32 protein-coding genes and 2 tRNA genes are annotated in these 25,991 nt (G+C 32.4%); 23 read left to right on the forward strand and 11 right to left on the reverse strand.

Annotated elements, in window-relative coordinates; genetic code table 11:
* Window positions 1-22: 22 nt before the first annotated feature.
* Window positions 23-1,999: an alpha-ketoacid dehydrogenase subunit alpha/beta gene (locus DMA14_RS12160; protein WP_111424918.1), complete on the reverse strand. Its 1,977-nt coding sequence runs from the start codon at window positions 1,997-1,999 to the stop codon at window positions 23-25.
* Between the two features lie 188 nt (window positions 2,000-2,187).
* Between DMA14_RS12160 and DMA14_RS12165 the strand changes: the two genes are divergently transcribed.
* The 16 genes from DMA14_RS12165 (at window position 2,188) to DMA14_RS12240 (ending at window position 13,549) form a co-directional block, all read left to right on the forward strand.
* Window positions 2,188-3,138, forward strand: a complete 951-nt coding sequence (locus DMA14_RS12165) for an isopenicillin N synthase family dioxygenase (RefSeq protein WP_111424919.1) — start codon at window positions 2,188-2,190, stop codon at window positions 3,136-3,138.
* Between the two features lie 113 nt (window positions 3,139-3,251).
* Window positions 3,252-3,584 carry a translation initiation factor gene (locus tag DMA14_RS12170; RefSeq protein ID WP_008464140.1) on the forward strand — a complete coding sequence of 111 codons (333 nt, stop codon included), beginning with the start codon at window positions 3,252-3,254 and terminating at the stop codon, window positions 3,582-3,584.
* A 105-nt stretch (window positions 3,585-3,689) separates the two neighbouring features.
* Complete coding sequence (locus DMA14_RS12175; RefSeq protein WP_111424920.1) at window positions 3,690-4,562, forward strand: nucleoside phosphorylase; 873 nt, start codon at window positions 3,690-3,692, stop codon at window positions 4,560-4,562.
* A complete protein-coding gene (locus DMA14_RS12180; protein ID WP_111424921.1) occupies window positions 4,559-4,810 on the forward strand; it encodes a hypothetical protein in 252 nt (83 codons plus the stop codon). Before DMA14_RS12175 ends, DMA14_RS12180 begins: the two co-directional genes overlap by 4 nt.
* A 17-nt stretch (window positions 4,811-4,827) precedes the next feature.
* On the forward strand, window positions 4,828-5,268 hold the full coding sequence (locus tag DMA14_RS12185; protein ID WP_111424922.1) for a DinB family protein: 441 nt from the start codon (window positions 4,828-4,830) through the stop codon (window positions 5,266-5,268).
* 3 nt (window positions 5,269-5,271) lie between these two features.
* Complete coding sequence (locus DMA14_RS12190) at window positions 5,272-5,664, forward strand: VOC family protein (protein ID WP_111424923.1); 393 nt, start codon at window positions 5,272-5,274, stop codon at window positions 5,662-5,664.
* The gene (locus DMA14_RS12195) at window positions 5,664-6,140 is read left to right on the forward strand and encodes a DUF4265 domain-containing protein (RefSeq protein WP_111369106.1); all 477 of its coding nucleotides are present in this window, start codon (window positions 5,664-5,666) and stop codon (window positions 6,138-6,140) included. Before DMA14_RS12190 ends, DMA14_RS12195 begins: the two co-directional genes overlap by 1 nt.
* A gap of 67 nt (window positions 6,141-6,207) precedes the next feature.
* The gene (locus DMA14_RS12200) at window positions 6,208-7,059 is read left to right on the forward strand and encodes a substrate-binding domain-containing protein (RefSeq protein WP_111424924.1); all 852 of its coding nucleotides are present in this window, start codon (window positions 6,208-6,210) and stop codon (window positions 7,057-7,059) included.
* Window positions 7,060-7,078: 19 nt separating this feature from the next.
* Window positions 7,079-8,011: a transglutaminase gene (locus tag DMA14_RS12205; protein ID WP_111424925.1), complete on the forward strand. Its 933-nt coding sequence runs from the start codon at window positions 7,079-7,081 to the stop codon at window positions 8,009-8,011.
* A gap of 216 nt (window positions 8,012-8,227) precedes the next feature.
* A complete protein-coding gene (locus DMA14_RS12210; protein ID WP_238989965.1) occupies window positions 8,228-8,593 on the forward strand; it encodes a hypothetical protein in 366 nt (121 codons plus the stop codon).
* A 207-nt stretch (window positions 8,594-8,800) separates the two neighbouring features.
* Window positions 8,801-10,387: a ribosomal protection-like ABC-F family protein gene (gene abc-f / locus DMA14_RS12215; RefSeq protein ID WP_111424927.1), complete on the forward strand. Its 1,587-nt coding sequence runs from the start codon at window positions 8,801-8,803 to the stop codon at window positions 10,385-10,387.
* A 229-nt stretch (window positions 10,388-10,616) separates the two neighbouring features.
* The gene (locus tag DMA14_RS12220; protein ID WP_111425044.1) at window positions 10,617-11,669 is read left to right on the forward strand and encodes a linear amide C-N hydrolase; all 1,053 of its coding nucleotides are present in this window, start codon (window positions 10,617-10,619) and stop codon (window positions 11,667-11,669) included.
* Window positions 11,670-11,807: 138 nt separating this feature from the next.
* Complete coding sequence (locus DMA14_RS12225; RefSeq protein WP_111369098.1) at window positions 11,808-12,125, forward strand: ArsR/SmtB family transcription factor; 318 nt, start codon at window positions 11,808-11,810, stop codon at window positions 12,123-12,125.
* A gap of 3 nt (window positions 12,126-12,128) precedes the next feature.
* Window positions 12,129-12,596 (forward strand): SRPBCC domain-containing protein, encoded by a 468-nt coding sequence (locus DMA14_RS12230; protein WP_111424928.1) that lies wholly within the window; start codon window positions 12,129-12,131, stop codon window positions 12,594-12,596.
* 5 nt (window positions 12,597-12,601) lie between these two features.
* Entirely contained in the window at window positions 12,602-12,979 is a 378-nt protein-coding gene (locus DMA14_RS12235; protein WP_111424929.1) for a DoxX family protein, read from the forward strand.
* Window positions 12,980-12,991: 12 nt separating this feature from the next.
* Window positions 12,992-13,549 (forward strand): DUF4256 domain-containing protein, encoded by a 558-nt coding sequence (locus DMA14_RS12240; protein ID WP_111424930.1) that lies wholly within the window; start codon window positions 12,992-12,994, stop codon window positions 13,547-13,549.
* 332 nt (window positions 13,550-13,881) lie between these two features.
* Here DMA14_RS12240 and DMA14_RS12245 read toward each other — a convergent pair whose 3' ends face one another.
* Window positions 13,882-14,232 (reverse strand): DUF2200 domain-containing protein, encoded by a 351-nt coding sequence (locus DMA14_RS12245; RefSeq protein ID WP_111424931.1) that lies wholly within the window; start codon window positions 14,230-14,232, stop codon window positions 13,882-13,884.
* Between the two features lie 121 nt (window positions 14,233-14,353).
* On the opposite strand from DMA14_RS12245, the gene DMA14_RS12250 reads away from it, so the two are divergent.
* The 3 genes from DMA14_RS12250 to DMA14_RS12260 all read left to right on the forward strand — a co-directional run bounded on the left by DMA14_RS12250 (window position 14,354) and on the right by DMA14_RS12260 (window position 16,052).
* Window positions 14,354-14,752 (forward strand): VOC family protein, encoded by a 399-nt coding sequence (locus DMA14_RS12250; RefSeq protein ID WP_111424932.1) that lies wholly within the window; start codon window positions 14,354-14,356, stop codon window positions 14,750-14,752.
* A gap of 169 nt (window positions 14,753-14,921) precedes the next feature.
* Complete coding sequence (locus DMA14_RS12255; protein WP_238989966.1) at window positions 14,922-15,332, forward strand: LbetaH domain-containing protein; 411 nt, start codon at window positions 14,922-14,924, stop codon at window positions 15,330-15,332.
* Between the two features lie 132 nt (window positions 15,333-15,464).
* Window positions 15,465-16,052, forward strand: a complete 588-nt coding sequence (locus DMA14_RS12260; protein WP_111424934.1) for a hypothetical protein — start codon at window positions 15,465-15,467, stop codon at window positions 16,050-16,052.
* A gap of 10 nt (window positions 16,053-16,062) precedes the next feature.
* On the opposite strand, the gene DMA14_RS12265 is transcribed toward DMA14_RS12260, so the two are convergent.
* From DMA14_RS12265 to DMA14_RS12275, 3 genes are all read right to left on the reverse strand, one after another.
* Window positions 16,063-16,458 carry a VOC family protein gene (locus tag DMA14_RS12265; protein ID WP_111424935.1) on the reverse strand — a complete coding sequence of 132 codons (396 nt, stop codon included), beginning with the start codon at window positions 16,456-16,458 and terminating at the stop codon, window positions 16,063-16,065.
* A gap of 77 nt (window positions 16,459-16,535) precedes the next feature.
* Complete coding sequence (locus DMA14_RS12270) at window positions 16,536-17,033, reverse strand: hypothetical protein (RefSeq protein WP_111424936.1); 498 nt, start codon at window positions 17,031-17,033, stop codon at window positions 16,536-16,538.
* An 83-nt stretch (window positions 17,034-17,116) separates the two neighbouring features.
* Window positions 17,117-17,959, reverse strand: coding sequence for a chromate resistance protein ChrB domain-containing protein (locus DMA14_RS12275; protein WP_111424937.1), 843 nt, complete (start codon window positions 17,957-17,959; stop codon window positions 17,117-17,119).
* A 216-nt stretch (window positions 17,960-18,175) separates the two neighbouring features.
* Here DMA14_RS12275 and DMA14_RS12280 point away from each other — a divergent pair, with 216 nt between their 5' ends.
* Window positions 18,176-18,679, forward strand: coding sequence for an endonuclease V (locus DMA14_RS12280; protein WP_111425045.1), 504 nt, complete (start codon window positions 18,176-18,178; stop codon window positions 18,677-18,679).
* Here the strand turns inward: DMA14_RS12280 and DMA14_RS12285 are convergent.
* Both DMA14_RS12285 and DMA14_RS12290 read right to left on the reverse strand, forming a co-directional pair.
* A complete protein-coding gene (locus DMA14_RS12285) occupies window positions 18,676-19,260 on the reverse strand; it encodes an RNA polymerase sigma factor (protein ID WP_111424938.1) in 585 nt (194 codons plus the stop codon). The two genes, DMA14_RS12280 and DMA14_RS12285, sit on opposite strands and share 4 nt — an antisense overlap.
* Before the next feature lie 184 nt (window positions 19,261-19,444).
* Window positions 19,445-20,026, reverse strand: a complete 582-nt coding sequence (locus tag DMA14_RS12290) for an HD domain-containing protein (RefSeq protein ID WP_111424939.1) — start codon at window positions 20,024-20,026, stop codon at window positions 19,445-19,447.
* 138 nt (window positions 20,027-20,164) lie between these two features.
* On the opposite strand from DMA14_RS12290, the gene DMA14_RS12295 reads away from it, so the two are divergent.
* Together DMA14_RS12295 and DMA14_RS12300 are read left to right on the forward strand one after the other, a co-directional pair.
* The gene (locus DMA14_RS12295; RefSeq protein ID WP_111424940.1) at window positions 20,165-20,728 is read left to right on the forward strand and encodes a Crp/Fnr family transcriptional regulator; all 564 of its coding nucleotides are present in this window, start codon (window positions 20,165-20,167) and stop codon (window positions 20,726-20,728) included.
* A gap of 73 nt (window positions 20,729-20,801) precedes the next feature.
* Complete coding sequence (locus tag DMA14_RS12300; protein ID WP_111424941.1) at window positions 20,802-21,602, forward strand: MBL fold metallo-hydrolase; 801 nt, start codon at window positions 20,802-20,804, stop codon at window positions 21,600-21,602.
* Window positions 21,603-21,705: 103 nt separating this feature from the next.
* Here the strand turns inward: DMA14_RS12300 and DMA14_RS12305 are convergent, their stop codons facing one another.
* The 4 genes from DMA14_RS12305 to DMA14_RS22740 all read right to left on the reverse strand — a co-directional run bounded on the left by DMA14_RS12305 (window position 21,706) and on the right by DMA14_RS22740 (window position 23,704).
* Window positions 21,706-22,113, reverse strand: a complete 408-nt coding sequence (locus tag DMA14_RS12305; RefSeq protein ID WP_111424942.1) for a helix-turn-helix domain-containing protein — start codon at window positions 22,111-22,113, stop codon at window positions 21,706-21,708.
* 176 nt (window positions 22,114-22,289) lie between these two features.
* Window positions 22,290-22,370 (reverse strand) — tRNA-Tyr (locus DMA14_RS12310).
* A 77-nt stretch (window positions 22,371-22,447) separates the two neighbouring features.
* A tRNA-Val gene (locus DMA14_RS12315) sits at window positions 22,448-22,522 on the reverse strand.
* A 231-nt stretch (window positions 22,523-22,753) separates the two neighbouring features.
* Complete coding sequence (locus tag DMA14_RS22740; RefSeq protein WP_157957705.1) at window positions 22,754-23,704, reverse strand: PD40 domain-containing protein; 951 nt, start codon at window positions 23,702-23,704, stop codon at window positions 22,754-22,756.
* Window positions 23,705-24,154: 450 nt separating this feature from the next.
* Here DMA14_RS22740 and DMA14_RS12330 point away from each other — a divergent pair, with 450 nt between their 5' ends.
* Entirely contained in the window at window positions 24,155-25,939 is a 1,785-nt protein-coding gene (locus tag DMA14_RS12330) for an ABC transporter ATP-binding protein (RefSeq protein ID WP_111424943.1), read from the forward strand.
* Window positions 25,940-25,991: the final 52 nt, after the last annotated feature.

A 25,991-nucleotide genomic window follows, 5' to 3' on the forward strand; every position in this document is an offset into this window, starting at 1 on the left:
ATGTTTCTATGTGTTTGTATTTTTAATATTCTAGCAGCTCTTTCAAAGCTTGCTCGAATCTATTTCTCGGTAAAAACTGATCTTCTAGTGCTTTAGTAAATGGAATTGGCGAATCTAGACTTGCCACACGTTTTACTGGAGCGTCTAGATATTCGAAGCAATTTTCCATAATTAATGCCGAAATATCACTTGCAATTCCACTAAACATGGTGTCTTCTTGGTAGATTATAGCTTTTCCGGTTTTTTTAACCGAAGCAAAAATAGTTTCTGTATCAAGAGGCTGTAAAGTTCTTAAATCGATTAAGTCGGCATCTATTTCTGGATTATTGGCCAAAGTTTCTAAAGCCCAATGAACAGTAGCTCCAAAGGCAATAATCGTTACCGATTTTCCTTCTTTTACCAAAGCCGCTTTACCTAAAGGAATAGTATAATAGTCTTTCGGAACATCTTGATAAATACTGCGGTATAATAATTTATGTTCGAAGAATAAAATAGGATTCGGGTCGTTAATTGCGGTGTTTAAAAGTCCTTTTGCATCGTATGGAAATGCTGGATAAATTACCTTTAAACCTGGAGTTTTAGTAAACCAAGCTTCATTAGTCTGCGAATGAAATGGTCCTGCCTGAGTTCCTCCGCCGCAAGGCATGCGAACAACAACATCGGCTTTTTCACCCCAGCGGTAATGAGATTTGGCTAAAAGATTTACAATTGGATTAAATCCAGATGAAACAAAATCAGCAAATTGCATTTCTACAATTGCTTTATAGCCGTTTATAGAGAGTCCCATTCCAGTTGAAATAACAGCACTTTCGCAGATTGGCGTATTGCGTATTCTGTCTTTTCCAAAAGCATCAACAAAACTTTCTGTAATTTTAAAAGCCCCGCCATATTCAGCAATATCCTGCCCCATGATTACAAGATTTTTATGGCGCCACATAGACTGCTCTAAACCATTTCGAATAGCATCTATAAAACGAATATTTTCTGATTCTGAATTATGGCTATACTCTTCGTATTCATATCCTTTGTAAACATCATTTAGCTCTTCACTGTAAGTTGGTTCAATTTCAGGTTCTGCATTTGCCATTGCCCAATTTTCATCGATTTCGTGTTTGATTTCGGCATGAAATTGTTCGTCTAATTCATCTGTTAGAATTCCGTTTTCGGTCAAATATTTTCTGTAATTCGTAACAGGATCTCTTAGCTCCCACTGATCCATTAAATCTTGAGGAACATATTTTGTACCACTCGCCTCTTCGTGTCCGCGCATTCTAAAAGTTTTAAACTCTAATAAAATTGGACGCGGATCTTCCTGCATTTCTTTCTTTAACTGAGACAATTTATTGTAGATTTCTACAATATTATTTCCGTCAATAATCCAGCTTTCAATTCCGTAACCAATACCTTTATCTGCAAGATTTTCACAAGCATATTGCTCATTAGTTGGTGTAGAAAGTCCGTAACCATTATTTTCAATAACAAACATTACAGGTAATTTCCAAACTGCTGCAATATTCAAAGCTTCGTGAAAATCTCCTTCACTTGTAGCACCTTCGCCGGTAAAAACTGCGGTAATTTTTTTGTTTTCTTGAAGTTTATTCGCAAGAGCAATTCCGTCAGCAATTCCTAACTGCGGCCCCAAATGCGAAATCATTCCTATGATATTGTATTCTTGCGTTCCGAAGTGGAAACTTCTATCGCGTCCTTTTGTAAAACCATTTGCTTTTCCCTGCCACTGCGAAAAAAGTCTATGAAGAGGAATGTTCCTGGTTGTAAATACACCAAGATTTCGATGCATTGGCAATACGTATTCAGAATCATCTAAAACAGAAGTTACTCCCACAGCAATTGCTTCCTGCCCTATTCCTGAAAACCATTTAGAAACTTTTCCTTGTCGAATTAAGATAAGCATCTTTTCTTCGATCAAGCGTGGTTTCAATATTTTATTGTATAAATCTAATAATTGTGCGTCAGTCAGGTTTTGGCGGTAAAAAATCATGTAATTTTTTGTTTTTTAGTGTTTCAAATATAACAAATTGTTGCTGTTTTATTAGAATTTGAAATAAAATTTTAATCAGAGATCTGCTTTTAATACCTGATCTTAAGTTTATTTTCTAAAATATTATCTACCTTTGTTATCAAAAGGTATTTATGACACCTTTCTTCTTTAAAATAAAAATGTAAAGTATGCAAAACATTCCTAGTGTAGACTTACGTGATTTCCTTTCGGACGACCCGAAACGTAAACAAAAATTTGTAAATGAAATCGGCAGTGCATTTGAAAACATTGGCTTCGTAGCCTTAAAAGGTCATTTTCTTGATGATCAATTGGTTAACGAACTTTATGGTGAAATTAGAAATTTTTTCGCCTTGCCAATAGAAACTAAGCATAATTATGAAATTCCTGGAATCGGCGGACAAAGAGGTTATGTTTCTTTTGGAAAAGAACATGCTAAAGGACGCAAAGAAGGAGATTTAAAAGAATTTTGGCATTTTGGTCAATACGTTGACAAAGATTCAAGATGGGCTTCTGAATACCCGGACAATGTTGAAGTTACTGAATTACCACGTTTTAATGTTGTTGGTAAAGAGGCATACCAAAAATTGGAAAAAACGGGTGTTTATGTTTTAAGAGCTTTGGCTTTACATTTAGGTCTAGATGAGTTTTATTTTGATAACTATGCAAAAGAAGGAAACTCAATTTTAAGACCAATCCACTACCCTCCTATTACTTCTGAGCCAGAAAACGCAATTCGTGCAGCGGCTCACGGTGATATCAACTTAATTACATTATTGATGGGAGCTCAAGGTAAAGGATTACAGGTTCAAAACCACAACGGCGATTGGATTGATGCTATCGCTGAGGATGATGAATTAGTAATCAACGTTGGTGATATGTTGTCTAGACATACTAACAACAAATTAAAATCTACAATTCATCAAGTGGTAAATCCGCCAAGAGAGTTGTGGGGAACTTCACGTTACTCAATTCCATTTTTTATGCATCCAGTAAGCGATATGCGTTTGGATTGCCTTGAGAATTGTATTGATGAAGAAAACCCAAAGAAATACGAAGATATTACAGCTGGAGAGTTCTTGTATGAACGTTTAGTAGAATTAGGTTTAATCAAAAAATAAACTTAAATAATTTCCAGATATAAAAATTCCAAATTCCAAGTTTTTCTTGGGGTTTGGAATTTAATTTTTAGATATCTTTATGCTTGAAAATTTATTTTTAGAATAAAAAAAATATGGACTTAAAAGATCAATTAAAGAATCTGTTTCCAGATCATGTTGAATCAAATGAGCCTGAACAAGTTGAGGAACAAGAACACGTTCTCTATGTTCAGAAGGAACCTATGATTTGTAAATTTGAAAAAAGAAAAGGAAAACCAACCACTATTATTGAAGGTTATGAAGGTTCTGATGAAGATTTTAAAATCTTAGCCAAAGAAATCAAAACCAAATTAAGCGTTGGCGGAACTTTTAAAGACGATTCTATTATAATTCAAGGCGATTACCGAGATAAAATAATGGCAATCTTAAAAGAAAAAGGATTCAAAACCAAACGTGTAGGAGGATAATTAATGTTTAAAAAGTTTCAAGTTTAAGGTTTCAGGTTTCTATAAATAACTTGAAACATGAAACAAAAAAACAAAATTTCAGAACCTTAGCAACTTAAAAAAAATATGATACAATCTTCAGAATTGATATTAAATCCAGACGGAAGCGTTTACCATTTAAACCTTCGTCCAGAACATATAGCACACGACATTATTTTTGTTGGTGACCAAAACAGAGTAGAAAAAATAACTCAATTTTTCGATTCAATCGAACATTCTGCTCAAAAAAGAGAATTCAAAACTCAAACCGGAATTTATAAAGGAAAAAGAATTTCTGTGGTTTCTACAGGAATTGGTCCTGATAATATTGATATTGTACTAAACGAATTAGATGCTTTAGTAAATATCGATCTTAAAACACGTCAGCCAAAAGAGAAATTAACTTCTTTGAATATTATCAGAATTGGAACTTCGGGTTCATTGCAGGAAGATATTCCAGTAGATAGTTTCGTAATGTCAAAATTTGGTTTAGGATTAGACAATATGCTTCGCTCTTACATGATCGACGACGTTTCGATTACAGAAATTGAAGATGCATTTGTAAAACATACCAATTGGGATCCTAAAAAAGGAAAGCCTTACGTGACACAATGTTCTGAAAAACTGGAGAAATTAATAGAATCTGACCGAATTTTTAAAGGAATTACAGCAACTGCTGGAGGGTTCTACGGACCACAAGGAAGAGTTTTGCGTCTGAATATTCAAGACGAAGAATTAAACAATAAAATGGATAATTTTAGTTTTAATGAAACTAAAATCACTAATTTAGAAATGGAAACAGCAGCAATCTATGGACTTTCTGCTCTTTTAGGCCATAATGCTTTATCATTAAATGCAATTATTGCCAATCGTGCTTCTGGTACATTTAGTTCCGATCCATACAAAGCGGTTGACGAATTGATAGCTTATACGTTGAATAAATTAGCAATAAACAAATGATGATTGGTCATATCATAATGGAACCTGTAAAACGGTTTACATTAGGTATTGGTGGCTTATCCAGATGGTTGTTTTTTCGATTTTTAAATGCAGCCATTGAAGATAAGTATCCTAAAGATTTAGAATACTATTTAGATCAAAGAAATAAAATTATAGACAAAAATGGTTTTACAACAGCCGAAAAAAATGGATTTGTCGGAATGCTTTTTTGGATATTATTTATACTTTTTATAGGAAAAATTGAGTAAGAAATTTAATAAAATATATGCAAAACGCTATTCTTAAATTTGAACAGTTATTGGATGAAAATGTAAATTACATTCCAATAATACAGAACGAAGTTTTAGAAGCTAAAAATCCTGGTAAATGGTCTAAAAAAGAGATTTTAGGACATTTGGTAGATTCTGCAATTCATAATTTGGTTCGTTTTACTGAGATTAATTATGCCGAAAAACCATATCGTCACAGGCCATACAATCAAATGGATTTGGTAAATTTAAATCAATATCAGAAAATAGATATTCAGGAACTTACTCAGCTATGGTTTACCATAAACAAACAGATGGTGAGATTGATGAAGTCTGTTGATGAAAAAGCTTTAGATTACAAAATCATTTTGGCCGATGAATCTGAAATAGATTTAAGGTTTTTAATGACTGATTATGTAGATCATTTAGAACATCATATTAATCAAATAAGAGCATAAATTATGTTTTTGAGAGTAGCCAGACATACGAATGATTTAGAAAGAATTGAAAATTTTTATGTTGATGTACTCGGATTTGAACGATTGGGCGGATTTGAACATCATAACAATTATGATGGTGTTTTTATCGGAAAACCAGGTTTAGACTGGCATTTTGAGTTTACTCAATCTCAAATTGCTGCAAAACATACTTTTGATGAAGATGATGTTATGGTCTTATACCCAAAAACTATTGCAGATTACGACAAATTAGTAAATAAATTAACACAGCACAATATTGCAGTTATTCCATCGCTGAATCCTTTTTGGAATGAAAACGGAAAAATGATTCAGGATCCAGATGGCTATAGAATCGTGATATCTCCCTTAAAAGCTGTAATTAGCGAAATTGAATAATGGAACAAGAAACTCATAAGAAAATACTATTTAAATATTATAGTGATTATCTAGATGAAGTAGTATCTGAAACTATGTGGGCAGAAATTATTGATCTAGAAAAAGGTCTTTTTAAACTGGATAATATTCCTTTTTTTGGGCCTTTAATTGCTACTGATGACATTTTTTATGCTGAGTACGATGAAACAGAAGAACGTTTTATGCATAGAAAAACGATTCAGAATTCTGGAAATTCAATTATTCAGGTGGCTGTTTTAGAAAAAGGTTTTGATAAGGAAATCATTAGAGAAAAATTAAAAGCGCTCAATTGTCTGTCTGAAGGATTAAACGAAACTTTTTTTGCGGCAGAAATAGCTAAAGATATTGATTATTCGTTAGTAAGAAGTCTTCTCAATGAATATGAATCTAAAGAAATTATAGAATTTGCAGAACCTTGCCTTTCAGAAAAACATAGGGCAGATTTATTAAAGAACTAAACTAACCAAATTTAACCATAAGATTACGCATACGCATACCAAGCAACTTAACTTAAACTTAAAATAAATGAAAACTGTCAAAATTGCGGGTGTTCCAGAACACTTCAATTTGCCGTGGCATCTATGTATTGAAAACGGCGAATTTGAAGAAGAGAACATCGACTTAAAATGGACAAATGTTCCCGAAGGAACCGGGAAAATGTGTCAAATGCTTCGTGACGGAGAAACAGATTTGGCTGTTATTCTAACCGAAGGAATTCTTAAAGATATTGCAGCTGGTAATCCGAGTAAAATTGTTCAAGTTTATGTGCAATCTCCCTTAATTTGGGGAATTCATGTTGATGCAAAATCAGATTTTCAAACGCTGAAAGATCTTAAGAACAAAAAAGCGGCGATTTCTAGAATAGGTTCGGGATCACAATTAATGGCTTATGTAAATGCAAATGAACAAGGCTGGGAAATGGATGATCTAGAATTTGAGATTGTAAATACAATTGATGGCGCCGTGGATGCTCTGACTAATAAAAAAGCAGATTATTTTATGTGGGAGCGTTTTATGACAAAGCCTCTTGTAGATAAAGGTGTTTTCAGACGTATTGACGACTGTCCTACTCCATGGCCTTCATTTATTATTGTAGGACGTGATGAATTCTTGAAAAAGAATCCTAAAACGGTAGAAACGATTCTTAAAATAATCAACAAAACAACAGTTGATTTTAAAGAGATTCCAGAAATCGACAAAAAATTATCTAAACTGTTTAATCAAAAAGCAGAAGATATTAAAGAATGGCTGAAACTGACACAATGGTCACAGAAAAATTTGACAGAAAAATCTTTTAATAAAATTCAAAATCAATTATTTGATCTGGGAATTATTGATAAAAAAAGTATTTTTGTAGAAACCGTAAAAGCATTGTAAATACTGCTTTTTGATTCGTATGATGAAATTCCCTAAAATTGACTTACCGCGATTAAAATCTAAACTACAGGTGAAATCACCGTGGGACAGGATTATTATCTCGATTCTAAGTCTTTTAATTACAATTCCAATTTTCATCATACTGCATCAAAATTTAATAGATTTGGAATGGGCATTCAATCTAGATCGTATATTCATCTTTATTTTTGTTTTTGCAGCTGTATTTTTTCTTCTGATGTATCTCAGAACAATTATTATTCTGTGTGTTGCTGTTTATTTATTAATTCTATTCTATGGATCTGTAATTGGAAATTATGGTTTTAACGAAATCTCAGAAGATTATAATTCTATGATTTACACCATGTCTGACAATCCCTATCCGCAGGATATTATTGTAGCAAAACTGCTTCCGTTTCCCAATAAGACAAAAATTATCAATGCCATAGAATACCAGAATCCGAAAGTGCGAAATTTTGCCATTATGGCGACTACAAAGCATTTTAAAGGGATAAGAGGTTATTCAGATTATCGAACCATAATTCAATGCTTTGCTGTTTTTAAAGAAATAAACGGCAGATGGAACTATGTAAACGATCCAAAAGACGGTGATTATATCGCAACCGCCAGCGAATCTTTAGAATATTTCTCTGGCGATTGCGATGATCACTCCATTTTAATGGCTGCCGCTGTACGTTCTATCGGTGGCACTCCTCGCCTTATTCATACGAAAGGGCATATTTATCCTGAGATCTTAATTGGTTCTATGATTGATTTGGAAAAAGTCAATTATTTAATTAAAAACGTGCTTTTTGTAAAAGAAAGTTACGGGAAAAAACTGCATTATCACATAGATGAGCGTGGTCAAGTATGGATGAACTTGGATTATACGGCAACTTATCCGGGAGGCCCGTTTATGTATGAAGAAATTTTAGGAGCTTTAACCTTAAATTAATATACCTCAAAAAGCCAATCAGACTAATTCTAACTTCAGTTAGAGTTAATTTATAAACAATTGGTTATCAGTAAAAGTCCCGTAAACAGAGGTTTTGTGTAGTAAAAGCAATTTATTTTAAGAAGTAAAAAAAATCTTTATAAATATTTGATTTCGAATATCTTAATGTCGTTTTTTTTTGTAACTTTTTCCTGTTTAACTTTTAATCACAAAATCATGAAAAACTCTAAATTATTTACCCTCGTAATTGCAATTGCTGTCGTAATAGTTTCATGCCATCTTAAAAGAGACAAGCTTGTGAATTCATGGAAAGTTACTGCAGTAGAACCCAAAGAAAGTGTTTCTGATTCTACAAAAAACGCGATTTTGGCCAACGGTATGCTTACTTTTACAGAAGATGGGCACGTTACTGGATACTTGCTTCGTGAAATCACCGACGGAACTTACGCGTTAACACAAAAAGGTAAAAAACTTGTTATAAAAGATGAAGTTGGTACACCTTATGAATGTGTGAGCACAATAACAGATGATCAATTAATTCTAGATACCAAAGAAGCCAAACTGACATTTAGTAAAATTTAAATATAGAATTACAGCGTAATTCAATGCTAAAAAACCATTCTTTTCAATCGTTAAGAATGGTTTTTTGATTTTTAGAACTAAAATAAATATCTTTGCTCTTCTTAAAATAAGTATTACGGTATGTGAAAAATAATTTCTTTCAGAAAATTTAGCGAGTAATCACAGTTTTGTGATTACTTAATTATTTATCTATAAAAGAAAGGAATTATGCTTATTCTTCAAAATATCTCATATCAGCATGAGAATAAAGACATGCTGTTTCAAAACATTAGTTTTACTCTAAATCATCACGATAAAACCGCTTTAGTCGGAAATAATGGTGTTGGAAAATCTACATTATTAAAAATCATTTCTGGTGAATTACAACCATTTTCGGGACAGATTATTCAGAATTCAAAAGCTTATTTTGTGCCTCAATTATTTGGTCAGTTTAATGATTTTACAATCGCTGAAGCTTTACAAATAAAGGAAAAGCTAACTTCACTTAAAGAAATACTTGAAGGTGTGGTAACCGAAGAAAATCTTCAACTTCTAAATGACGATTGGACAATCGAAGAGCGTTGTAATGAAGCTTTGACCTATTGGCAACTCCATGATTTGGATCTGAATAAGAAAATGGAAACTTTAAGCGGAGGACAGAAAACCAAAGTCTTTTTGGCTGGAATTATGATTCATGAACCCGCTTTAGTTTTACTGGATGAACCTAGTAATCACTTAGATTTTTCAGGCAGAAAATTATTGTATAATTTTATAAAATCTACATCAAGTACACTTTTAGTTGTTAGTCACGATAGAACACTTCTTAATCTTTTAAATAAGACTTTAGAAATGTCAAAAAATGAAATTTCAGTCTATGGCGGAGGTTATGATTTTTATAATGAACAGAAGAAAATTGAAAATAATGCTTTAGAACAAGATGTTCAGAGCAAAGAAAAGGCTTTGCGAAAAGCCAAAGAAAAAGAAAGAGAAACCATTGAACGCCAAAACAAACTGGATTCTAGAGGCAAAAAGAAACAGGAGAAGTCTGGTGCTGCCAGAATTATGATGAATACGCTTCGTAATAAAGCAGAAAACAGCAGTTCTAAACTCAAAGATGTTCATGCCGAGAAAATCAGTGGTATTTCTGAAGATTTGAGACAGTTGCGTTCGTCACTTCCGGCTATAGATCAAATGAAATTCGGATTTGATACTACTTCTTTCCTCAAAGGAAAAACACTTTTTAAAGCTTCTGATATAAATTATGCTTATGAAAATAAAATTCTTTGGAAAGAAAATCTCAATTTTGAAATTCTTTCTGGAGAACGACTTGCCATAAAAGGTCTGAATGGTTCTGGGAAAACAACTTTAATCAAAATTATTCTTGGAGAATTGATTCCAATGCAAGGACAAGCCACTTCATTGGCAAAAAAAGCAATTTATATTGATCAAGATTATTCATTGCTAAATCAAAGCCTTAAAGTTTATGAACAGGCTCAAGTTTTTAATGACTGCGGTTTAGAAGAGCACGAAATAAAAATGAGGTTAAACCGCTTTCTATTTTCTAGAAATGACTGGGATAAACCTTGTAACGCATTAAGCGGAGGCGAAAGAATGCGCTTAATACTTTGCTGTCTAACCATTAGCAACGAATCGCCTGAGATTATCATTCTAGACGAGCCTACAAATAATCTGGATATTCAAAATATTGAAATATTAACCACTGCAATCAATGAATATCGAGGAACTTTAATTGTGATTTCGCACGATCAGTCTTTTTTAGATCAAATCGATATTGAAAAAACGATCTCGCTTTAAAAGAAAAAAGGCGTCAGAATAATTCTGGCGCTTTTTTAATTGCACATCAAATAAAACTCTTGAAACATTAAGCAACAACTACTTTTTTGGGGTGAAAAAACTATTATTTTATAGCTAATTTTTTACGAAATAATCTGTAAATTGCAGAGACGCTTATCTTTTAAGCTATTTATTCTACAAGTATACTTTTGAAAATCAGAACTTAACGTTTAATTAAATGTTTTATATTATGAAATCCAAAAACAGAATTCTTCCTGCCCTACTTGCTTTTACATTATTGATAACCGAAACAGTTTTGCCTTGTACGAGAATAGTCTACGAAGGCCTAAACGGAACAATCATTACTGCCCGTTCGATGGATTGGCGCGGAGAGATTCCTGCCAATCTATGGATTTTTCCTCGCGGAATTGAACGAGCTGGAGAAGTTGGTACAAGTTCAATAAAATGGAAATCTAAATACGGAAGCGTTATTACAAGTTCGTGGGACATTGCTTCTTCTGATGGTATGAATGAAAAAGGACTTGTAGGCAATCTTTTATGGCTTGTAGAGTCGCAATATCCTGCATTTGAGAAAAATGGAAAAGTAAAAGGTTTGGCCGTTTCCTTATGGCTTCAGTATGTTTTGGATAATTTTTCGACCGTTTCAGAAACGGTTTCTGCGTTAGAAAAAAACGATTTTGTGATTACATCTTCTCATATTCCCGGAACCAATATTTTCGCTACGGTTCATTTGTCTATTTCTGATGCCAGTGGCGATAATGCCATTTTCGAATATATAAACGGCAAATTGGTTATTCATCATGATAGAAAATATGTAGCAATGACCAATTCTCCTATTTTTGACCAGCAATTAGCCATTAATGCGTATTGGAAAGGGATACCGGGCACAATTATGCTTCCAGGAACCAATCGTGCCGCAGATCGCTTCGTAAGAGCTTCTTATTATATTGATGCCATTCCGAAAACAGATAATACCAGAACGGCATTGGCAAGTGTCTTTGGCGTTATTAGAAATTGTTCTGTTCCTTTAGGGATTTCATCAGAAACAGAACCTAACATCTCCTCTACCCGCTGGAGAACAGTTGCAGATCAAAAAAATCTTGTTTACTATTTTGATAACGTTTTGAATCCAAATGTTATTTGGGTTGAATTCAGTAAAATTGATTTTAGTGAAAAAGGGAAAATCAAAAAATTGAGCTTAGCAAATAATGAGAATTATTCTGGTGAATCTTTGAGTAATTTCAAGGAAACAAAGGCTTTTCAGTTCGCTGGACTTGATTAGAAATGTCTTTTCTAAATTAATTAAACACTATAAAACCTTCAAATTGAAAAGTTTGAAGGTTTTCTTTTGAAAAAAAAATCAAAAAAAATATTGTGCAGTCAAATGACTTCATTATATTTGCAGTCAAATAACTGCACAATGGAAATTAGAAGAGATGTTTTTCAAGCAATAGCCGATCCTACCCGAAGAGCTATTTTAAGTTTAGTTGCCATTCAGGCTATGACACCTGGGGCAATTGCAGAGAATTTTAATTCGTCAAGACAGACTATTTCAAAACATATTCAGATTTTGAACGAATGTGAACTATTACACCAAACTCAAAACGGAAGAGAAATTTATTATCATTTAAACCCAGAAAAAATGAAAGAAATTGACAAGTTCATCGAGCCATTTAGAAAAATGTGGGATGATCGTTTTAATAAGTTAGAAGCAATTATGAAAAACTATAAAAAATAAACCATGGAAAAGAAAACAAAAATTCACGCCAAAGATGACAGACTAGATCTTGTGATTACCAGAGAATTTAATCTGCCAGTTGAATTATTATTTAAAGCTCACACCGAATCTGAAATTGTAGCGCAATGGATGGGTACCAAAGTCTTGAAGCTGGAAAGCAAAAAATATGGTGGATGGGAGTATGAAACCAGCGATCCTAATGGAAATATAGTTTTTAAGGCAAATGGTGTTTTTCATGATTTTGTTCCGAATGAAAAAATAGTGCGCACTTTTGAAATGGATAACGTCAATTTTGCGCCTCAATTAGAATTTTTGGAGTTTGAAAAACTAACAGCTGACACTAGCAAATTGACTATGCAGATCATTTATAAATCTATCGAGCATAGAATGACACAGTTAAAACTGCCATTCGCACAAGGATTAAATATGGCACACAACAGATTGGAAGAAATTGTAACTAAACTAAAATAAAAATCATGAGCAAAAGAAATAAAATTATCTACTGGATTGCCACTTTATGGTTGGCTTTGGGAATGACGGCAACAGGAATTGTACAACTGATACCTGTAAAAGAAGAAGCAGAAATGATACAGAAGCTAGGCTATCCGCTTTATTTTTTAACGCTTTTAGGTGTTTGGAAGCTTTTAGGAGTAATTGCAATTTTAATTCCGAAATTTGGTTTACTGAAAGAATGGGCTTATGCAGGTTTCTTTTTTGCAATGTCGGGAGCTGTAGTTTCACATTTAGCTGTAAAAGATGACGTATCAGCACTTTTTGGACCAATATTATTGATTGTTTTAACTGTAGTTTCTTGGTATTTCAGACCAGAAACTAGAAGATGCAGTTCTAATTAAAAACTTAGAAAAATGAAAAAGGAACTTACCGTAAACGAACAAGACGAATTATTGAGCATACTAGAAAAGCGTTTTGAAAAGAATAAAAACCGTCACGAGAATCTAGATTGGTCAAAAATTGAAGCCAAACTGAAAGCTAATCCATCAAAACTATGGTCACTTGATGAAATGGAAAGGACTGAAGGCGAGCCAGATGTAATTGGATACGATTCAAAAACTGAAGAATATCTTTTTGTAGATTGCTCAGCCGAGAGCCCAAAAGGTCGTAGAAGTATCTGTTACGATCATGAAGCGCTCGAAAAGAGAAAAGAACATAAACCAGCTGACAGCGCTATAAATATGGCGGAACAAATGAGAATTGAAATCTTAAATGAACAGCAATACAAAGAACTTCAAAAATTAGGAAAATTTGATGCCAAAACGTCAAGCTGGATTTTAACTCCGCCAGAAATAAGAAAGCTGGGCGGTGCAATTTTCTCAGATTTTAGATATAATACGGTTTTTGTTTACCATAATGGTGCAGAATCGTATTATGCAGCGAGAGGCTTTCGTGGTTTGCTGAGAGTTTAAGATAATTCATTTCGTAGGAACGTTTGATTATTTTTTTATATGTATTGTCATAAAAATCAAGTGTCCCTACAGGACACATACAGACTGATTTTCTCTTTCTACCGACGAGATATCCTACGGAATATATTTTACTAATTATGCTGCGAGAGGCTAGAGTTTAAGATAATTGCAGGGAATTAGATTACAAGCTTAATAAATGTTTTGAAAACATAGCCTGTGGTTTCAACCACAGGACACGAATTGTTTTTTTTTGATTGTGTTCCCGTGGTTGAAACCACAGGCTATATTTCAGAAAAAATCATTAAAAAAGAGGCTTTTTAAAAGCCTCTTTTTTATTCTCTTAAAATCTTTTCCATTTTTCTTCCTTTGGCGATTTCATCAATTAATTTGTCGAGATATCGCATTTTTTGAATTAAGGGATCTTCAATCTCTTCTACACGATAGCCGCAGATTACTCCTGTAATTTTAGAAGCGTTCGGATTTAGTTCTGGAGCTTCGGCAAAGAAAGTTTGAAAGTCAACTTTTTTATCAATTTGTTCTTGAAGTTGCTTGTCACTATATCCTGTTAACCATTTTATTACGATGTCTAGTTCTTCTTTAGTACGTCCCTTTTTTTCTACTTTTTGAATATATAAAGGATATACGCTAGAAAATAATAACTTATATACTCGTTCGGTTTTCATAAAGCATTTTTTTAGAAAGAATTTTTAATTTTAATGTAAATATAATTCAAAACTTTAAAAACCTGAATACAAGAATTATTTATAACTTAGATTTTGAAAAACAATCTTAAAAATTACTGAAATGGAAAATAATTCAAACGATACAACACCAAAAGTGACTGGCCTTGGCGGTATTTTCTTTTTTATGGATAATCCGAAAGAAACCAAAGAATGGTATGCTAAGAATTTAGGATTAGAAATCAACGAATGGGGTTCTGCAAGTTTTGAATCTAGAAATCTAGAAAATCCAGAAGAGATAGAATCTACACAATGGTGTCCTTTTAAGAAAGGGGATGAATATTTTGCTCCTTCTAAAAAAGAATTCATGGTAAACTATCGAGTTCAGAATATTGAAGGTCTTGTAGAAAAACTGAAAGCAAACGGAGTTACGATTCTTGATGATATCGAAACCTATGAATATGGCAAGTTTGTACACATTATGGATACAGAAGGTAATAAAATTGAGCTTTGGGAACCTTGATTTAGTTATAAATTATGAGTTATGAGTTATGAGTTATTGCTAAACATTTGAAAATAATATGTTTAATACATTAGTTAAAATAAATTGTCATTCAAAAAGTAAGTTTTTAAAACTCTTTGCTGGCAATTTATTAGAGAAATTATATTGTTGCGAAATAAACTGTGCAGAAATGGATAAAACCATTTTGTTTGCGCATCACGGACGCGGATGTACAATCGTGGCATCTAAAATCTGTGCGAATGTGGTTATTTTTCAAAACGTATCCATTGGAGCCAATTTGAAGTACAATAAAATCAATAACGAATGGGAGAACGTCGGAAATCCAATTATTGCTAAAAATGTCATTATTGCTGATGGCGCCAAAATTTTAGGTCCAATAGTTATTGGCGAAAATTCAGTTATTGGCGCGGGAGCTATCATAACCAAAAATATACCTGCAAATAGTGTGGCTTATGGCGTGAATCAATTTAAGCCAAAGGATAAAAACTATGATTTGATATTTAGTCCAAACATGATTAATCCTCAGCAAATAATACATGCAAATAAAAAATTAGTGGTTAATTTTAATCACGGGAACTGATTGCTAAACTGCAATATATAATTTACTAATTCTTTCATGTACGAAATTTAGGTGCAAGTTTTTATTGAAAATTTGCGATATGGTAAAAAAAACTGTAGATGTATTTATATTAGCAAAAAGAAATTAAACCAAATGAAATTAATTCAACAGCTTCTATTCTTATTTTTTATCAATTTTGCATGTAGTCAGAATTATAGGGAAGCATCAATAATTTTTAATGACAGCAGTTCTATTCAAGGTTTTGCCGAAATTAAAAATAATGTTATTTATTTTAAAATAAAACAAGAAGACAAAGCTGATAAATGGAGTTACGATATTGTAAAAGGTTTAATTTTTGCAGCGTATGGATATTCTGAAAAATATGAATATGTTGAATTTGAACATTCAAAACCAAAATTACTTCAGGTTGTTGAAGAAGGATATGTAAATCTTTATCGAGATGCTAAAATATATTTTAAAGGAGGAAATACAAATTTTGACGCAAACAACCTCCCAACAAATACTGATGGTAGTTGGGAAATGTCTGAAGCATTTTATGTAAAACGTAAAACGGAATTATATGTCACAGATATTAAGTTCAGTTTTAATTTGAGAGCCAAAAAATACTTTGGAGATTGTAAAAAAGTGATAGAAAGAATCAATAATAAGAAATTCACTAAAAAGAACATTAAAGATATGGTCTTCTTTTATAATGAATATTGTGGTTCTGATGACGAGTAATGTGTTAAAACTACATTCCAGGCCAATATAAAAAATTGAATTTATGGCCGTCTGGATCAGAAAAACCAAAAGTATACCCCAATTGGTAGTTTTCTGGTTCAGAGAAAATAGTTCCACCAACTTTTTTAACTTTATCATACCAAAGATCTACTTCTTCCCTGCTCTCTGCAGAAAGCGAAAAGATAATTTCATTCTCATTTTTAGCATTTACTAAACTGCCTTTTAAAGCAGTTTTAAATCTATCGGTTGTAAAAAAGTTGATAATAAAACTATTCTCTGCAATAGAAAAGCTTACAATTTCGTCTGTGTTTTGTCCATTTTGTTTAAAGCCTAAATCAGTATAGAATTGAATTGTTTTCTGCAAATCGTTTGAAACCAAGTTGGCCCATATCATTTTAGTTTTCATAAACTTTAGTTTTAATTGATTATAACTAAGTTAATGATAATCAATTAAATTTATAGAAAATTTTTAATCTTAAATGATTAAAAAGCAATTCCAAACTGAAAGCCTACCGTAAAACTAGCTGGATGATCGTTGCCAAAACGAACAGGTAAAGGCACAGCAACATAATAACTGCAACTGCTATTCTTTATAATTATTTTATTAAAAATAGGGGTAAAACCATATCTTCCACTAGTTTCAAAAGCAGCTCTACCAGCAAATGTATACCCCTTTCCTAAAGCAACCAAAACTCCTGGATGAAACAGTAGATTGGTCACTTTGCTTGTTCCCTGATCGTCTTTTATGTTTGGAACCATTTCAAAAGAAAATCCGATTTTTTCATTTTTCCAGATATTAATGCCTGTAGGGAAACCAACAGCATAATAATCTCTAAAGTTTACAGTAGTTTCATCTTTATTTATAGTGACAATAGGATGCATAATACCAAAGTATCCTGTTATTTTTGGATATGTAGTTTGCGAGAAAGCCTTAAAACCAACAAATAATAAGGCAAAAAAGAAAGTGTACTTAGAAGACATTGTTTTATAATTTTGGTTATAAAAACAAAGCTAGAAGCATCTGCGATCAAAAAATAGAACCCAATTTACCTTTTGTATCTGGTTTACTTTTTTGACTTTTTTCTATAAGCAGAAGGATTTTTCCCTGTATGGAGCTTAAAAATTCTGGTAAAATGACTTTGGTCTGAAAAGCCGGTCATGTAAGCTATTTCAGTTAAATTATGAGAGGAATTTTCGATAAGATTGATTGCTTTTTCAATGCGAAGTTTTCTAACATATTCGCCAAAATTTAAATCTTCAAAATGTTTAGAAAATTCTCGTGATAAATAGGACGGATTTAAATCTAATTCGCTTGAAATTTTCTTTAAATCAAAAGCAAATTGAGCATCAACCTGATCTTGAATTAAGTTCTTTAAATCCTTTACCCAAGAAGGTGTTTTTCCTAATGCTTTTTTGTCTTTTAGAAATTTGTTATAGACTTCATGCAGCAGTTTCTCAAACGGACTATTTTGCAGATGATTTTGCTGATATAAGTGTGTAGCCCAGCTGTATAAGGCGTCATACAAAAGCATTCCTTTTTCTAGCAGCTCGTAATCATCAGTGATATTATAAGCTAGTCCAGCAGAAATAGCCCAAAGCCCAGCTGATTCTTTTGCAATTTCATGTCTATCAGTATCTGCGCCACGCACAATTCCTGCGATAATTTTAACCGCTGGATCTTTTATATCATATTTCTTTATGATATAATCAAAGGTGCATTCTTCATTATAATGCGTAAATTCAACATTTGGAACATCAAACGGAATAGCATCAAGTTCTCTCGATTTTGCCATAACATCATCAAAAGGGACATAGATAAATTCAGATTCAGGATCAACAAATTTTCGAATCAGCCACGGACAGGCAATTCGATCTATTTTTGGTCTTTCTCTAGTGATCCATTTCATATTCAAATGTAATTGGAAAGGGATTTTTTTTAAAGTTTTAGCTAAACTACATCTATTTACGAGTTTTTCAAAAACTTGAATTATAAAGTTTTGGGATTTTTGATTGATCCCGAATTGGAGCTAAAGAAAACTTTTAAATTAATTATCTCCAATAAAGAGCTGTTTCTAAATGATTTTTCTAATTTTAAACTCTTATTATGCCTTATAAAACAATATATGATCTTAGCTTTTGATACTTATTACTTTGACCAAAAAGCAAAAACAATCTGTCTAGAATTTGCAGAATGGAATGAAGATAAAAACTTTAAAATTTATTCTGAAATAATAGACAATGTAGCGGAATATATTCCTGGAGAATTTTATAAAAGAGAATTGCCATGCATTTTGAGTTTATTAAATCAAACTGATTTGTCTAATGTTGAAGTAATCGTTGTTGATGGCTTTGTGTACTTAAATGATGAACAGAAATATGGTTTGGGTGGTTATTTGTATGAAAAACTGAATAAAAAAATTCCGATTATTGGTGTTGCCAAAACAAATTTTGCCTCTATAGAAAAGAACAAAAAAGCACTTTTTAGAGGCGACAGCAAGAAACCGCTATATATTACTTCTATCGGAATCGATTTGGACGAAGCTTTTAAAAAAGTTGAAAGTATGCATGGAGAATTTAGAATGCCAACTTTATTAAAAGAACTGGATAGATTGACAAAAGAAAATTAATAATCTAAAATCATCTTATTTTTTTCTATGATTTTTCTCAGATTATTCATAGCATAACGCATTCTTCCTAATGCTGTGTTTATGCTAATTTCTTTCTCTTCAGATATTTCCTTAAAACTCATATTCTGATAAATCCGCATTATCACTATTTCTTTTTGATCATCTGCAAGTTCTTCTATAAGTTTCTTGATGTCAGTTTGAATTTGATTTGTGATTGTTTGATCTTCAATATTTTGAGAGTCACTCTGCATGATAGAAAAAATAGAAAAATCTTCAGTTTCCCTTTGCATTGGCATACGATTTACTTTTCGAAAGTGATCAATAATTAAGTTGTGGGAAATTCTTAATACCCAAGAAAGGAATTTTTCTTCCTCTTTATAGAGATCACCTTTTAAAGTTTTGATTACTTTAATAAAAGTGTCCTGAAAAATATCATTTGAAATATCTTTATCTTTAATCTTAGAATTTATAAAACTATATATTCTAGATTCATGTCTTTTGATTAATGTAGAGAGAGCCTCTTCATTGCCTTCTAGATATTTCTTTATTAGTACAGAGTCAGGAATATTCAAATCAATCATAGCATCAAAATTTTAATTTTCATGATGCAAAAATAGTATTGGCTTGAATGTCCTTTTGCCTTTAGAAGACTTTAAACCATTAAAATAAGTTTTTTAATGGTTTAAATCTTTCTTGCATTTAGCTATGACGCAAATACATTATAGAAATTGCTAAAGTCTTTAATTTCTTAAGGAGTTTTTGCTATTACAATTGATTAGCAGTGCTAAGAAAACGATTATATTCTCGAATTTTATTTTTTAACCTGTCTGCTAAATAGACATTTCCATCTTTAAGTTCATTATATATAATTTCGGCTTCTTCGATATATTTTAACTTTTTCTCGTCGTTCCAATAATATGGAGGCTCGTATAAATTGCATATTCTGTCGGCCATTTTCACAGCCCAAACTTCTATTGGCTGTTTTTTAATTCTGTTTAAACTATCACGCATTTTTTCAAATGAATCCTCAATTTCTTCATTTTTGGTTAATGCCAAAACCCCAGATGCAACTTGAGATCCAAACAAATCGACAACTTTTTCATAAGTAAATGCCGTGTCTTCGATAGTATCATGAAGCATGGCACATTTTACTGCCAAATCGGAATTCATATTCTCTGTTAACCGCACGGCATTTAAAACTTCAAAAACGACACTTCCGATATGATTGATGTATTCTACTCTTTCGCCTTCATCACTCCCACCGTATTTTTGTCCGTCATGAAGTTTTGAGACTAATTGCCAAGTATTTTGAATTTCGTCTATTGACCAATCTTTTTGCTGCTTCATCTTTATGTTTTTATTTTTTAGATTGAATGTAATTTAGAACTTTTTCTAAAGATTTGCAACAATTCAATAGCTTACTCACTATTTTAAATTGTTGGAATGATTGTATATTAGCGTAAAATAAATACTGAATCGTTTGAAATGATATCAATAATAGAATATTTTGAAAAGCTAGGCTTTCCAGAACATACTTTAGCTGAATTTTTAAGCTGTATTAAAACCAGACAATTCTCTGCAAATGAGTTAATTCTAGTTCATGGGCAATTAGAAAACTATTTATCTTTTATAGATACTGGAGTTGTCAGATATTATGTTGTTGCAAACGATAAAGAAATTACATTTGATTTTGCGTTTAAAAACTCCTTTTATTGCGCATACGATTCTTTTTATAATAGAGCTAAAACCGAAATCTATGTTCAGGCATTGACTGATTGTCAATTATACTCTATATCACACGAAAGCTTACAATATCTTTACCAAAAATGCGAAACAGCAAAAAAACTCGGACGTATCGCAACTGAATATCTTCTCGATAAGAAGGTAAAAAGGGAATTAGATCTTTTAACCAAAACGCCTCAAGAAAGATATGAAAGATTGCTATTTGAACAGCCGAAATACATTCAACAGATTCCGCTGAAATATCTTGCGTCTTACATTGGAGTCGTACCAGAAACTTTAAGTCGTATAAGAAAACGCATTTCTTGACCAAAGTCAATTTGCAGACCATTTATTAAGCTCAGATTTGTATGAACATTTTAACAATTAAAATCGAGTACAAATGGGAGTTACAATTACACACATCGACACGGCTTGCGTGCTGATAAATATAAATGGTTTTAAAATTTTGACAGATCCTACTTTAGACAAAAAAGATGGATTTTTTCCTCAATATGTCAGCAGTCCTATGGCATTTTCCAAAAAATATTGCAGTCCTTCCCTATCTACTGAAGAAATTGGAAAAGTAGATTTAGTTTTATTAAGTCACGATCATCACAGTGATAATTTAGATAAAAAAGGGCGTCTTTTTATTCAAACCGTTCCAACTGTTCTCTCAACAAAAGATGCTGTAAAGCGTTTAAAAAACACCAATACAATAGGACTTGACAACTGGCAAGAATATAATATTGAAACTGAAAAAGTAAAAAATCTAAAAATCACAGCAGTACCGGCTCAGCATACCAATATTAAAAGATTGAACAGAGTTATGGGCAAGGTTATCGGTTTTACTTTAGAATGGGAAGGTCAGCAAAACGGCTGTTTGTATATCTCAGGAGATACTGTGCTTTTTGAAGGATTACACGAACTGGAGCAAAAGAAAAATGTAGATATAGCTATTTTGCATTTAGGCGCTGGTGCATTTCCTTATTTAAAAAGAAATTTACGAGTGACAATGAATGGCACGGAAGCAATTGCAACAGCCCAACTTTTGAAACCGAGCGTTGTAATTCCGATACATTATGAAGGTTGGTGGCACTTTAAACAATCAGCAAAATCTTTAAAAAACGAAATTGAAAAGTCTGAGGTAAAAAAGAAATTTTTGTGGCTGAAAAGTGGTGTTGAGGCAACTCTCCTCAAATGAAGTCTTAGTAAATTTGGCTCTAAAATTAGAATATCTGAAAACATACATTAAAACAGAAAGAGACCGTGAAAGTCTTTTTCTGTTTTAAAAATATCTGAAAAGATTATTTGTCTTTAATTAGTTTTTCTAAAGCTTTAATATGTTCGTCTTTAGCTTTTAAAAGTTCTGTATTTAAACGTTTAATTTCTTCTAAAGCTTCAATCCATTTATCTATCGGGTTCACATTAAAAGTTGGATAATAATTATAACCGTTAGATTGGTCGTTAAATGTATTAGATATAATATTTATAACTTGTTCTTCATCAAAATTTTGAAAAGCTTCTACAGGAATTCTCAAAGAATTAGAAATTTGTTTCAACAGACTGTCTTCAATTACGTCTTTTTGCTCTAGCATAGAAATTTTCTTCTGGTTCCAGTCTTCTCCTAAATCATAAGCCAATGCTTCTTGTTTTATGCCTAGCATTTCTCTGAAACGCTTAACGTTTCTTCCCTGATGAATTTTCTGTACCATAATGAATGTTAATTTTCTGAAGTTTCAAAAATAAAGTTATCTGTATTAAAAATCTGAAATTCAAAGATAAAAAAACATCTTACAAAATATCGTTTTTGTCAGGTATTATATCTACAAACTTACTAGAAAGTAGAAAGCCTGCATATCTTTCGATTTGCAGGCTTTTTGCTTTTTCGTGGGGAGAGCAGGATTCGAACCTGCGAAGTTCACACAGCAGATTTACAGTCTGCCCTCGTTGGCCGCTTGAGTATCTCCCCAAAAACTGAGTGTAAATTATATTTTTTACATTCAGGAAATTCAAAAAAAAAAATCCTTAATTGCTTAAGGAGTTTTGTGGGCGATGAGGGGTTCGAACCCCCGACCCCCTCGGTGTAAACGAGGTGCTCTGAACCAGCTGAGCTAATCGCCCTATTTTACTAGGTTGCTATCGTTTGTGATTGCGAGTGCAAATATACAGCTAGATTTTGCATTTGCAAGCCTTTTCAATAAAAAAAAACGAAATATTTTTTACTTTGTTGTTTATCAAACTTCTAAAAGTTAATTAAAAACTTTGAACCCTCGATAGATCTATGTTTTCAATAGTTTGTTTTTTTTCTGATAGTTATTATCTCATTATATCTAATGAATTCAAGAGAAAATATTATAGATAATCAGAGATATCAATCCAAGCAATACAATTATGAGCATACCCAGAAGGTACCGCGCTAAAAATGAGTCGTTTGCCATCTGGGAAAAATTTTGGGTGTTGTGAATTGAGTTTTCCAGTCGGATCTGTTAGACAAATAGAACCATTTTCAGGATTATTAAAATTATAAAGATAGAGAGCGTAACAGCCATCTCGATTACTTTCAAAAGCAATATAGTTTCCATCTGGAGAAACGGCAGGCGCTCGACCTTGAAAAGATTTATCGAAAGAAATCAAATTTGCTGAACTTTCCATGGGTACAGATATAACCCCTTCTTCTGTTTCAATATTAATAAAAATATAGTTTTTGTCCTGATTATAATTGGGATCGTCTACAAATGGAGGCTGTCCAGCAAATGCGATTGATGTCGCATTGTTTGGGGAAACCGCAGGCATACCACCGAACATTTTATCGCCATTGGTATCTACGCCGTTCATATTATCGATAATAATAGTTCCGTTAAGATCAAATAATGTACTCTTGGGTTGTGTTGATTGCTTTAGATTCATTACAACTAAACCTTCAAATGGAAGATTAATGTCCCATTGTGGATAAATACAGTCATCTGTATTCTCGATCTGTTTTAGATTATTTCCATTAGCATCAACTATCCAAACAGAAGTACTGCCTTCATATGCTAAATTTAAAGCTATATTATCGCCAGTCCAAGCGGGTCTAGTTTGTTGCAGAGAATCGCAATCGCTAAGAAAAAGATGTGGAGAAGGCGTATTTAAGTCATCAACAATAAAAAGTTTGGTGGTTAAAGCTCTCAATTCAGGATTGTATGACATTCGTTCAAATACTATAGCTTTTCCGTCTGGACCAATTGCTGGACGATAATCATTATAAAAGTTATTTATATTTCCATTTAATGTAATCCAGTTTGGTTTAAGATAATTGCCCATAATTTGATTCGTTTTTATAGATTAAATAATCAGCTTCCATTCTGATTACTGCTTAAAGTTTTCCTGTTGGCTAAATAAAAGTTAGAAAATTTGCAAAATAGAAATGCTTTGCATTCGATTCAAAATAGTCTACGGACTATTATATTTGAGATAAGGCTAATACAGTTTTGAAAAAAGTTGTAAAACCCTCAAAGCTAGCGCTTTTTTTAATCTAAAACTATGCGTAAATATACTTGTTTTTAATAAACACAAACGAAAGTATGTGGCTAGACTTTAAATTTGTAAGCCTTAAAAAAACAAGCATACTTTTTGAACCTAAAAAATAAGACTCTTCCACTCTTTATCTTATAATTTCGTTAAAAAGTCAAATTGAGATCTCTAATTCTTAATATTCCTTTGTAGTAATTCGACTTAGTCATACATTTGTATACCTAAAAACAATTAACTCAAATGGCACGATTTAAAGAAAATGATTTACCAAAATCAAAAATAACGGCTACCTCACTAAACAAAGCAAAAACAATTTTTACATACGCAGGACATCACAAATGGAAATTCTTTATTGGTTTGATTTTTCTTTTGCTTACTGGTGCAACTGCGCTAGCTTTTCCTAAATTAATGGGAATGCTAGTAGATTGCGTTAAAAACAAAAACAACGATGAAGCAAATACAATCGCTTTAGGATTGGTTGTTATTTTGTTTTTACAATCTTTCTTCTCATTCTTCAGACTTTCATTGTTTGTAAACTTTACCGAAAATACACTGGCAAACTTGCGTTTGGCTTTATATACCAATCTGGTTAAGTTGCCAATGACTTTCTTCTCTCAAAAAAGAGTTGGTGAATTAAACAGTAGAATTAGTGCCGATATTACCCAGATTCAAGATACATTAACAACGACAATTGCAGAGTTCTTACGTCAGTTTATTTTAATTATTGGCGGTGTTATTCTTTTAGCAACCGAAAGTTTCAAATTGACACTGTTAATGCTTTCTGTAGTTCCACTAGTAGCAATTGCTGCGGTTGTATTTGGTCGATTTATTAGAAAGTATTCTAAAAAAGTACAAGATCAGGTTGCCGAAAGCCAGGTAATTGTAGAAGAAACTATGCAAGGAATTAGTATCGTGAAGGCTTTTGCTAACGAATGGTATGAAATAGCACGTTATAAAGGAAAAATTAGCGAAGTGGTAAAACTAGCAATTAAAGGCGGTAAATATCGCGGTTACTTTGCTTCGTTCATCATTTTCTGCTTGTTTGGAGCAATCGTAGCCGTTGTTTGGTATGGTGTTCGTTTGAGCATTGCCGGTGAAATGAGTGTTGGACAATTAATTTCATTCGTATTATACTCTACTTTTGTTGGAGCTTCTTTTGGAGGAATTGCCGAATTATATGCACAGATTCAAAAAGCAATTGGTGCAACAGAACGTGTTTTTGAATTGCTAGACGAAAGTCCAGAGAAAATCAACTCAGATTCAAGTCAAAATCAAGAAAAAATTAAAGGAAATGTTACTTTCAAGAATGTAGCATTTAGTTATCCTACGCGTCAAGAAGTACAAGTTTTAAAAGATGTTAACTTTTCAGCAGAATTTGGTCAGAAAATTGCAATTGTTGGTCCAAGTGGCGCCGGAAAATCGACTATCTCTTCTCTTCTGCTTCGTTTTTACGATATTACTTCTGGAGAAATTACTGTTGACGGAAAAAACATCTACGATTATGACTTAGAAAGTCTTCGTGGTAATATGAGCATTGTTCCTCAGGATGTAATTTTGTTTGGAGGAACCATTAGAGAAAACATAGCGTACGGAAAACCAGATGCAACAGATGAAGAAATTATGCAAGCTGCAAAACAAGCTAATGCATTTAATTTTGTGGATGGTTTCCCTGAAAAATTCGAAACTTTGGTTGGAGAACGCGGTGTTAAACTTTCTGGAGGCCAGCGTCAGCGTATTGCAATTGCGAGAGCGTTGCTTAAAAATCCAAGTATTTTGATTTTAGACGAAGCAACATCATCTTTAGACAGCGAAAGCGAGAAACTGGTACAAGAGGCTCTAGAAGTGTTAATGGAAGGAAGAACAAGTATTATCATCGCCCATCGTCTTTCTACTATTAGAAACGCAGACAAAATACTAGTTTTAGATAACGGAAAAATTTCTGAAGAAGGAACTCATCAGGAATTAATAAACTTAGAAAATGGAATTTATAAAAATTTAAGCAACTTGCAGTTTAGTAACTCTTAGAAGAAAATTCCAATTTTATAAAATCCAAATTCCAATAAAAAAAAACTCAATT

The organism is Flavobacterium sharifuzzamanii, from assembly GCF_003254585.1.
GTDB classification, from domain to species: Bacteria; Bacteroidota; Bacteroidia; order Flavobacteriales; family Flavobacteriaceae; genus Flavobacterium; species Flavobacterium sharifuzzamanii.

Coding starts and splice junctions, on each gene's coding strand:
- DMA14_RS12330 (WP_111424943.1), top strand. CDS start 24,155: ATGGCACGATTTAAAGAAAATGATTTACCAAAATCAAAAATAACGGCT.
- DMA14_RS12165 (WP_111424919.1), top strand. CDS start 2,188: ATGCAAAACATTCCTAGTGTAGACTTACGTGATTTCCTTTCGGACGAC.
- DMA14_RS12230 (WP_111424928.1), top strand. CDS start 12,129: ATGGAAAAGAAAACAAAAATTCACGCCAAAGATGACAGACTAGATCTT.
- DMA14_RS12195 (WP_111369106.1), top strand. CDS start 5,664: ATGGAACAAGAAACTCATAAGAAAATACTATTTAAATATTATAGTGAT.
- DMA14_RS12270 (WP_111424936.1), bottom strand. CDS start 17,033: ATGTCTTCTAAGTACACTTTCTTTTTTGCCTTATTATTTGTTGGTTTT.
- DMA14_RS12170 (WP_008464140.1), top strand. CDS start 3,252: ATGGACTTAAAAGATCAATTAAAGAATCTGTTTCCAGATCATGTTGAA.
- DMA14_RS12185 (WP_111424922.1), top strand. CDS start 4,828: ATGCAAAACGCTATTCTTAAATTTGAACAGTTATTGGATGAAAATGTA.
- DMA14_RS12305 (WP_111424942.1), bottom strand. CDS start 22,113: ATGGTACAGAAAATTCATCAGGGAAGAAACGTTAAGCGTTTCAGAGAA.
- DMA14_RS12280 (WP_111425045.1), top strand. CDS start 18,176: ATGATCTTAGCTTTTGATACTTATTACTTTGACCAAAAAGCAAAAACA.
- DMA14_RS12285 (WP_111424938.1), bottom strand. CDS start 19,260: ATGATTGATTTGAATATTCCTGACTCTGTACTAATAAAGAAATATCTA.
- DMA14_RS22740 (WP_157957705.1), bottom strand. CDS start 23,704: ATGGGCAATTATCTTAAACCAAACTGGATTACATTAAATGGAAATATA.
- DMA14_RS12290 (WP_111424939.1), bottom strand. CDS start 20,026: ATGAAGCAGCAAAAAGATTGGTCAATAGACGAAATTCAAAATACTTGG.
- DMA14_RS12235 (WP_111424929.1), top strand. CDS start 12,602: ATGAGCAAAAGAAATAAAATTATCTACTGGATTGCCACTTTATGGTTG.
- DMA14_RS12210 (WP_238989965.1), top strand. CDS start 8,228: ATGAAAAACTCTAAATTATTTACCCTCGTAATTGCAATTGCTGTCGTA.
- DMA14_RS12295 (WP_111424940.1), top strand. CDS start 20,165: ATGATATCAATAATAGAATATTTTGAAAAGCTAGGCTTTCCAGAACAT.
- DMA14_RS12250 (WP_111424932.1), top strand. CDS start 14,354: ATGGAAAATAATTCAAACGATACAACACCAAAAGTGACTGGCCTTGGC.
- DMA14_RS12225 (WP_111369098.1), top strand. CDS start 11,808: ATGGAAATTAGAAGAGATGTTTTTCAAGCAATAGCCGATCCTACCCGA.
- DMA14_RS12240 (WP_111424930.1), top strand. CDS start 12,992: ATGAAAAAGGAACTTACCGTAAACGAACAAGACGAATTATTGAGCATA.
- DMA14_RS12255 (WP_238989966.1), top strand. CDS start 14,922: ATGGATAAAACCATTTTGTTTGCGCATCACGGACGCGGATGTACAATC.
- DMA14_RS12190 (WP_111424923.1), top strand. CDS start 5,272: ATGTTTTTGAGAGTAGCCAGACATACGAATGATTTAGAAAGAATTGAA.
- DMA14_RS12205 (WP_111424925.1), top strand. CDS start 7,079: ATGATGAAATTCCCTAAAATTGACTTACCGCGATTAAAATCTAAACTA.
- DMA14_RS12180 (WP_111424921.1), top strand. CDS start 4,559: ATGATGATTGGTCATATCATAATGGAACCTGTAAAACGGTTTACATTA.
- DMA14_RS12220 (WP_111425044.1), top strand. CDS start 10,617: ATGAAATCCAAAAACAGAATTCTTCCTGCCCTACTTGCTTTTACATTA.
- DMA14_RS12175 (WP_111424920.1), top strand. CDS start 3,690: ATGATACAATCTTCAGAATTGATATTAAATCCAGACGGAAGCGTTTAC.
- DMA14_RS12260 (WP_111424934.1), top strand. CDS start 15,465: ATGAAATTAATTCAACAGCTTCTATTCTTATTTTTTATCAATTTTGCA.
- DMA14_RS12265 (WP_111424935.1), bottom strand. CDS start 16,458: ATGAAAACTAAAATGATATGGGCCAACTTGGTTTCAAACGATTTGCAG.
- abc-f (WP_111424927.1), top strand. CDS start 8,801: ATGCTTATTCTTCAAAATATCTCATATCAGCATGAGAATAAAGACATG.
- DMA14_RS12200 (WP_111424924.1), top strand. CDS start 6,208: ATGAAAACTGTCAAAATTGCGGGTGTTCCAGAACACTTCAATTTGCCG.
- DMA14_RS12275 (WP_111424937.1), bottom strand. CDS start 17,959: ATGAAATGGATCACTAGAGAAAGACCAAAAATAGATCGAATTGCCTGT.
- DMA14_RS12300 (WP_111424941.1), top strand. CDS start 20,802: ATGGGAGTTACAATTACACACATCGACACGGCTTGCGTGCTGATAAAT.
- DMA14_RS12160 (WP_111424918.1), bottom strand. CDS start 1,999: ATGATTTTTTACCGCCAAAACCTGACTGACGCACAATTATTAGATTTA.
- DMA14_RS12245 (WP_111424931.1), bottom strand. CDS start 14,232: ATGAAAACCGAACGAGTATATAAGTTATTATTTTCTAGCGTATATCCT.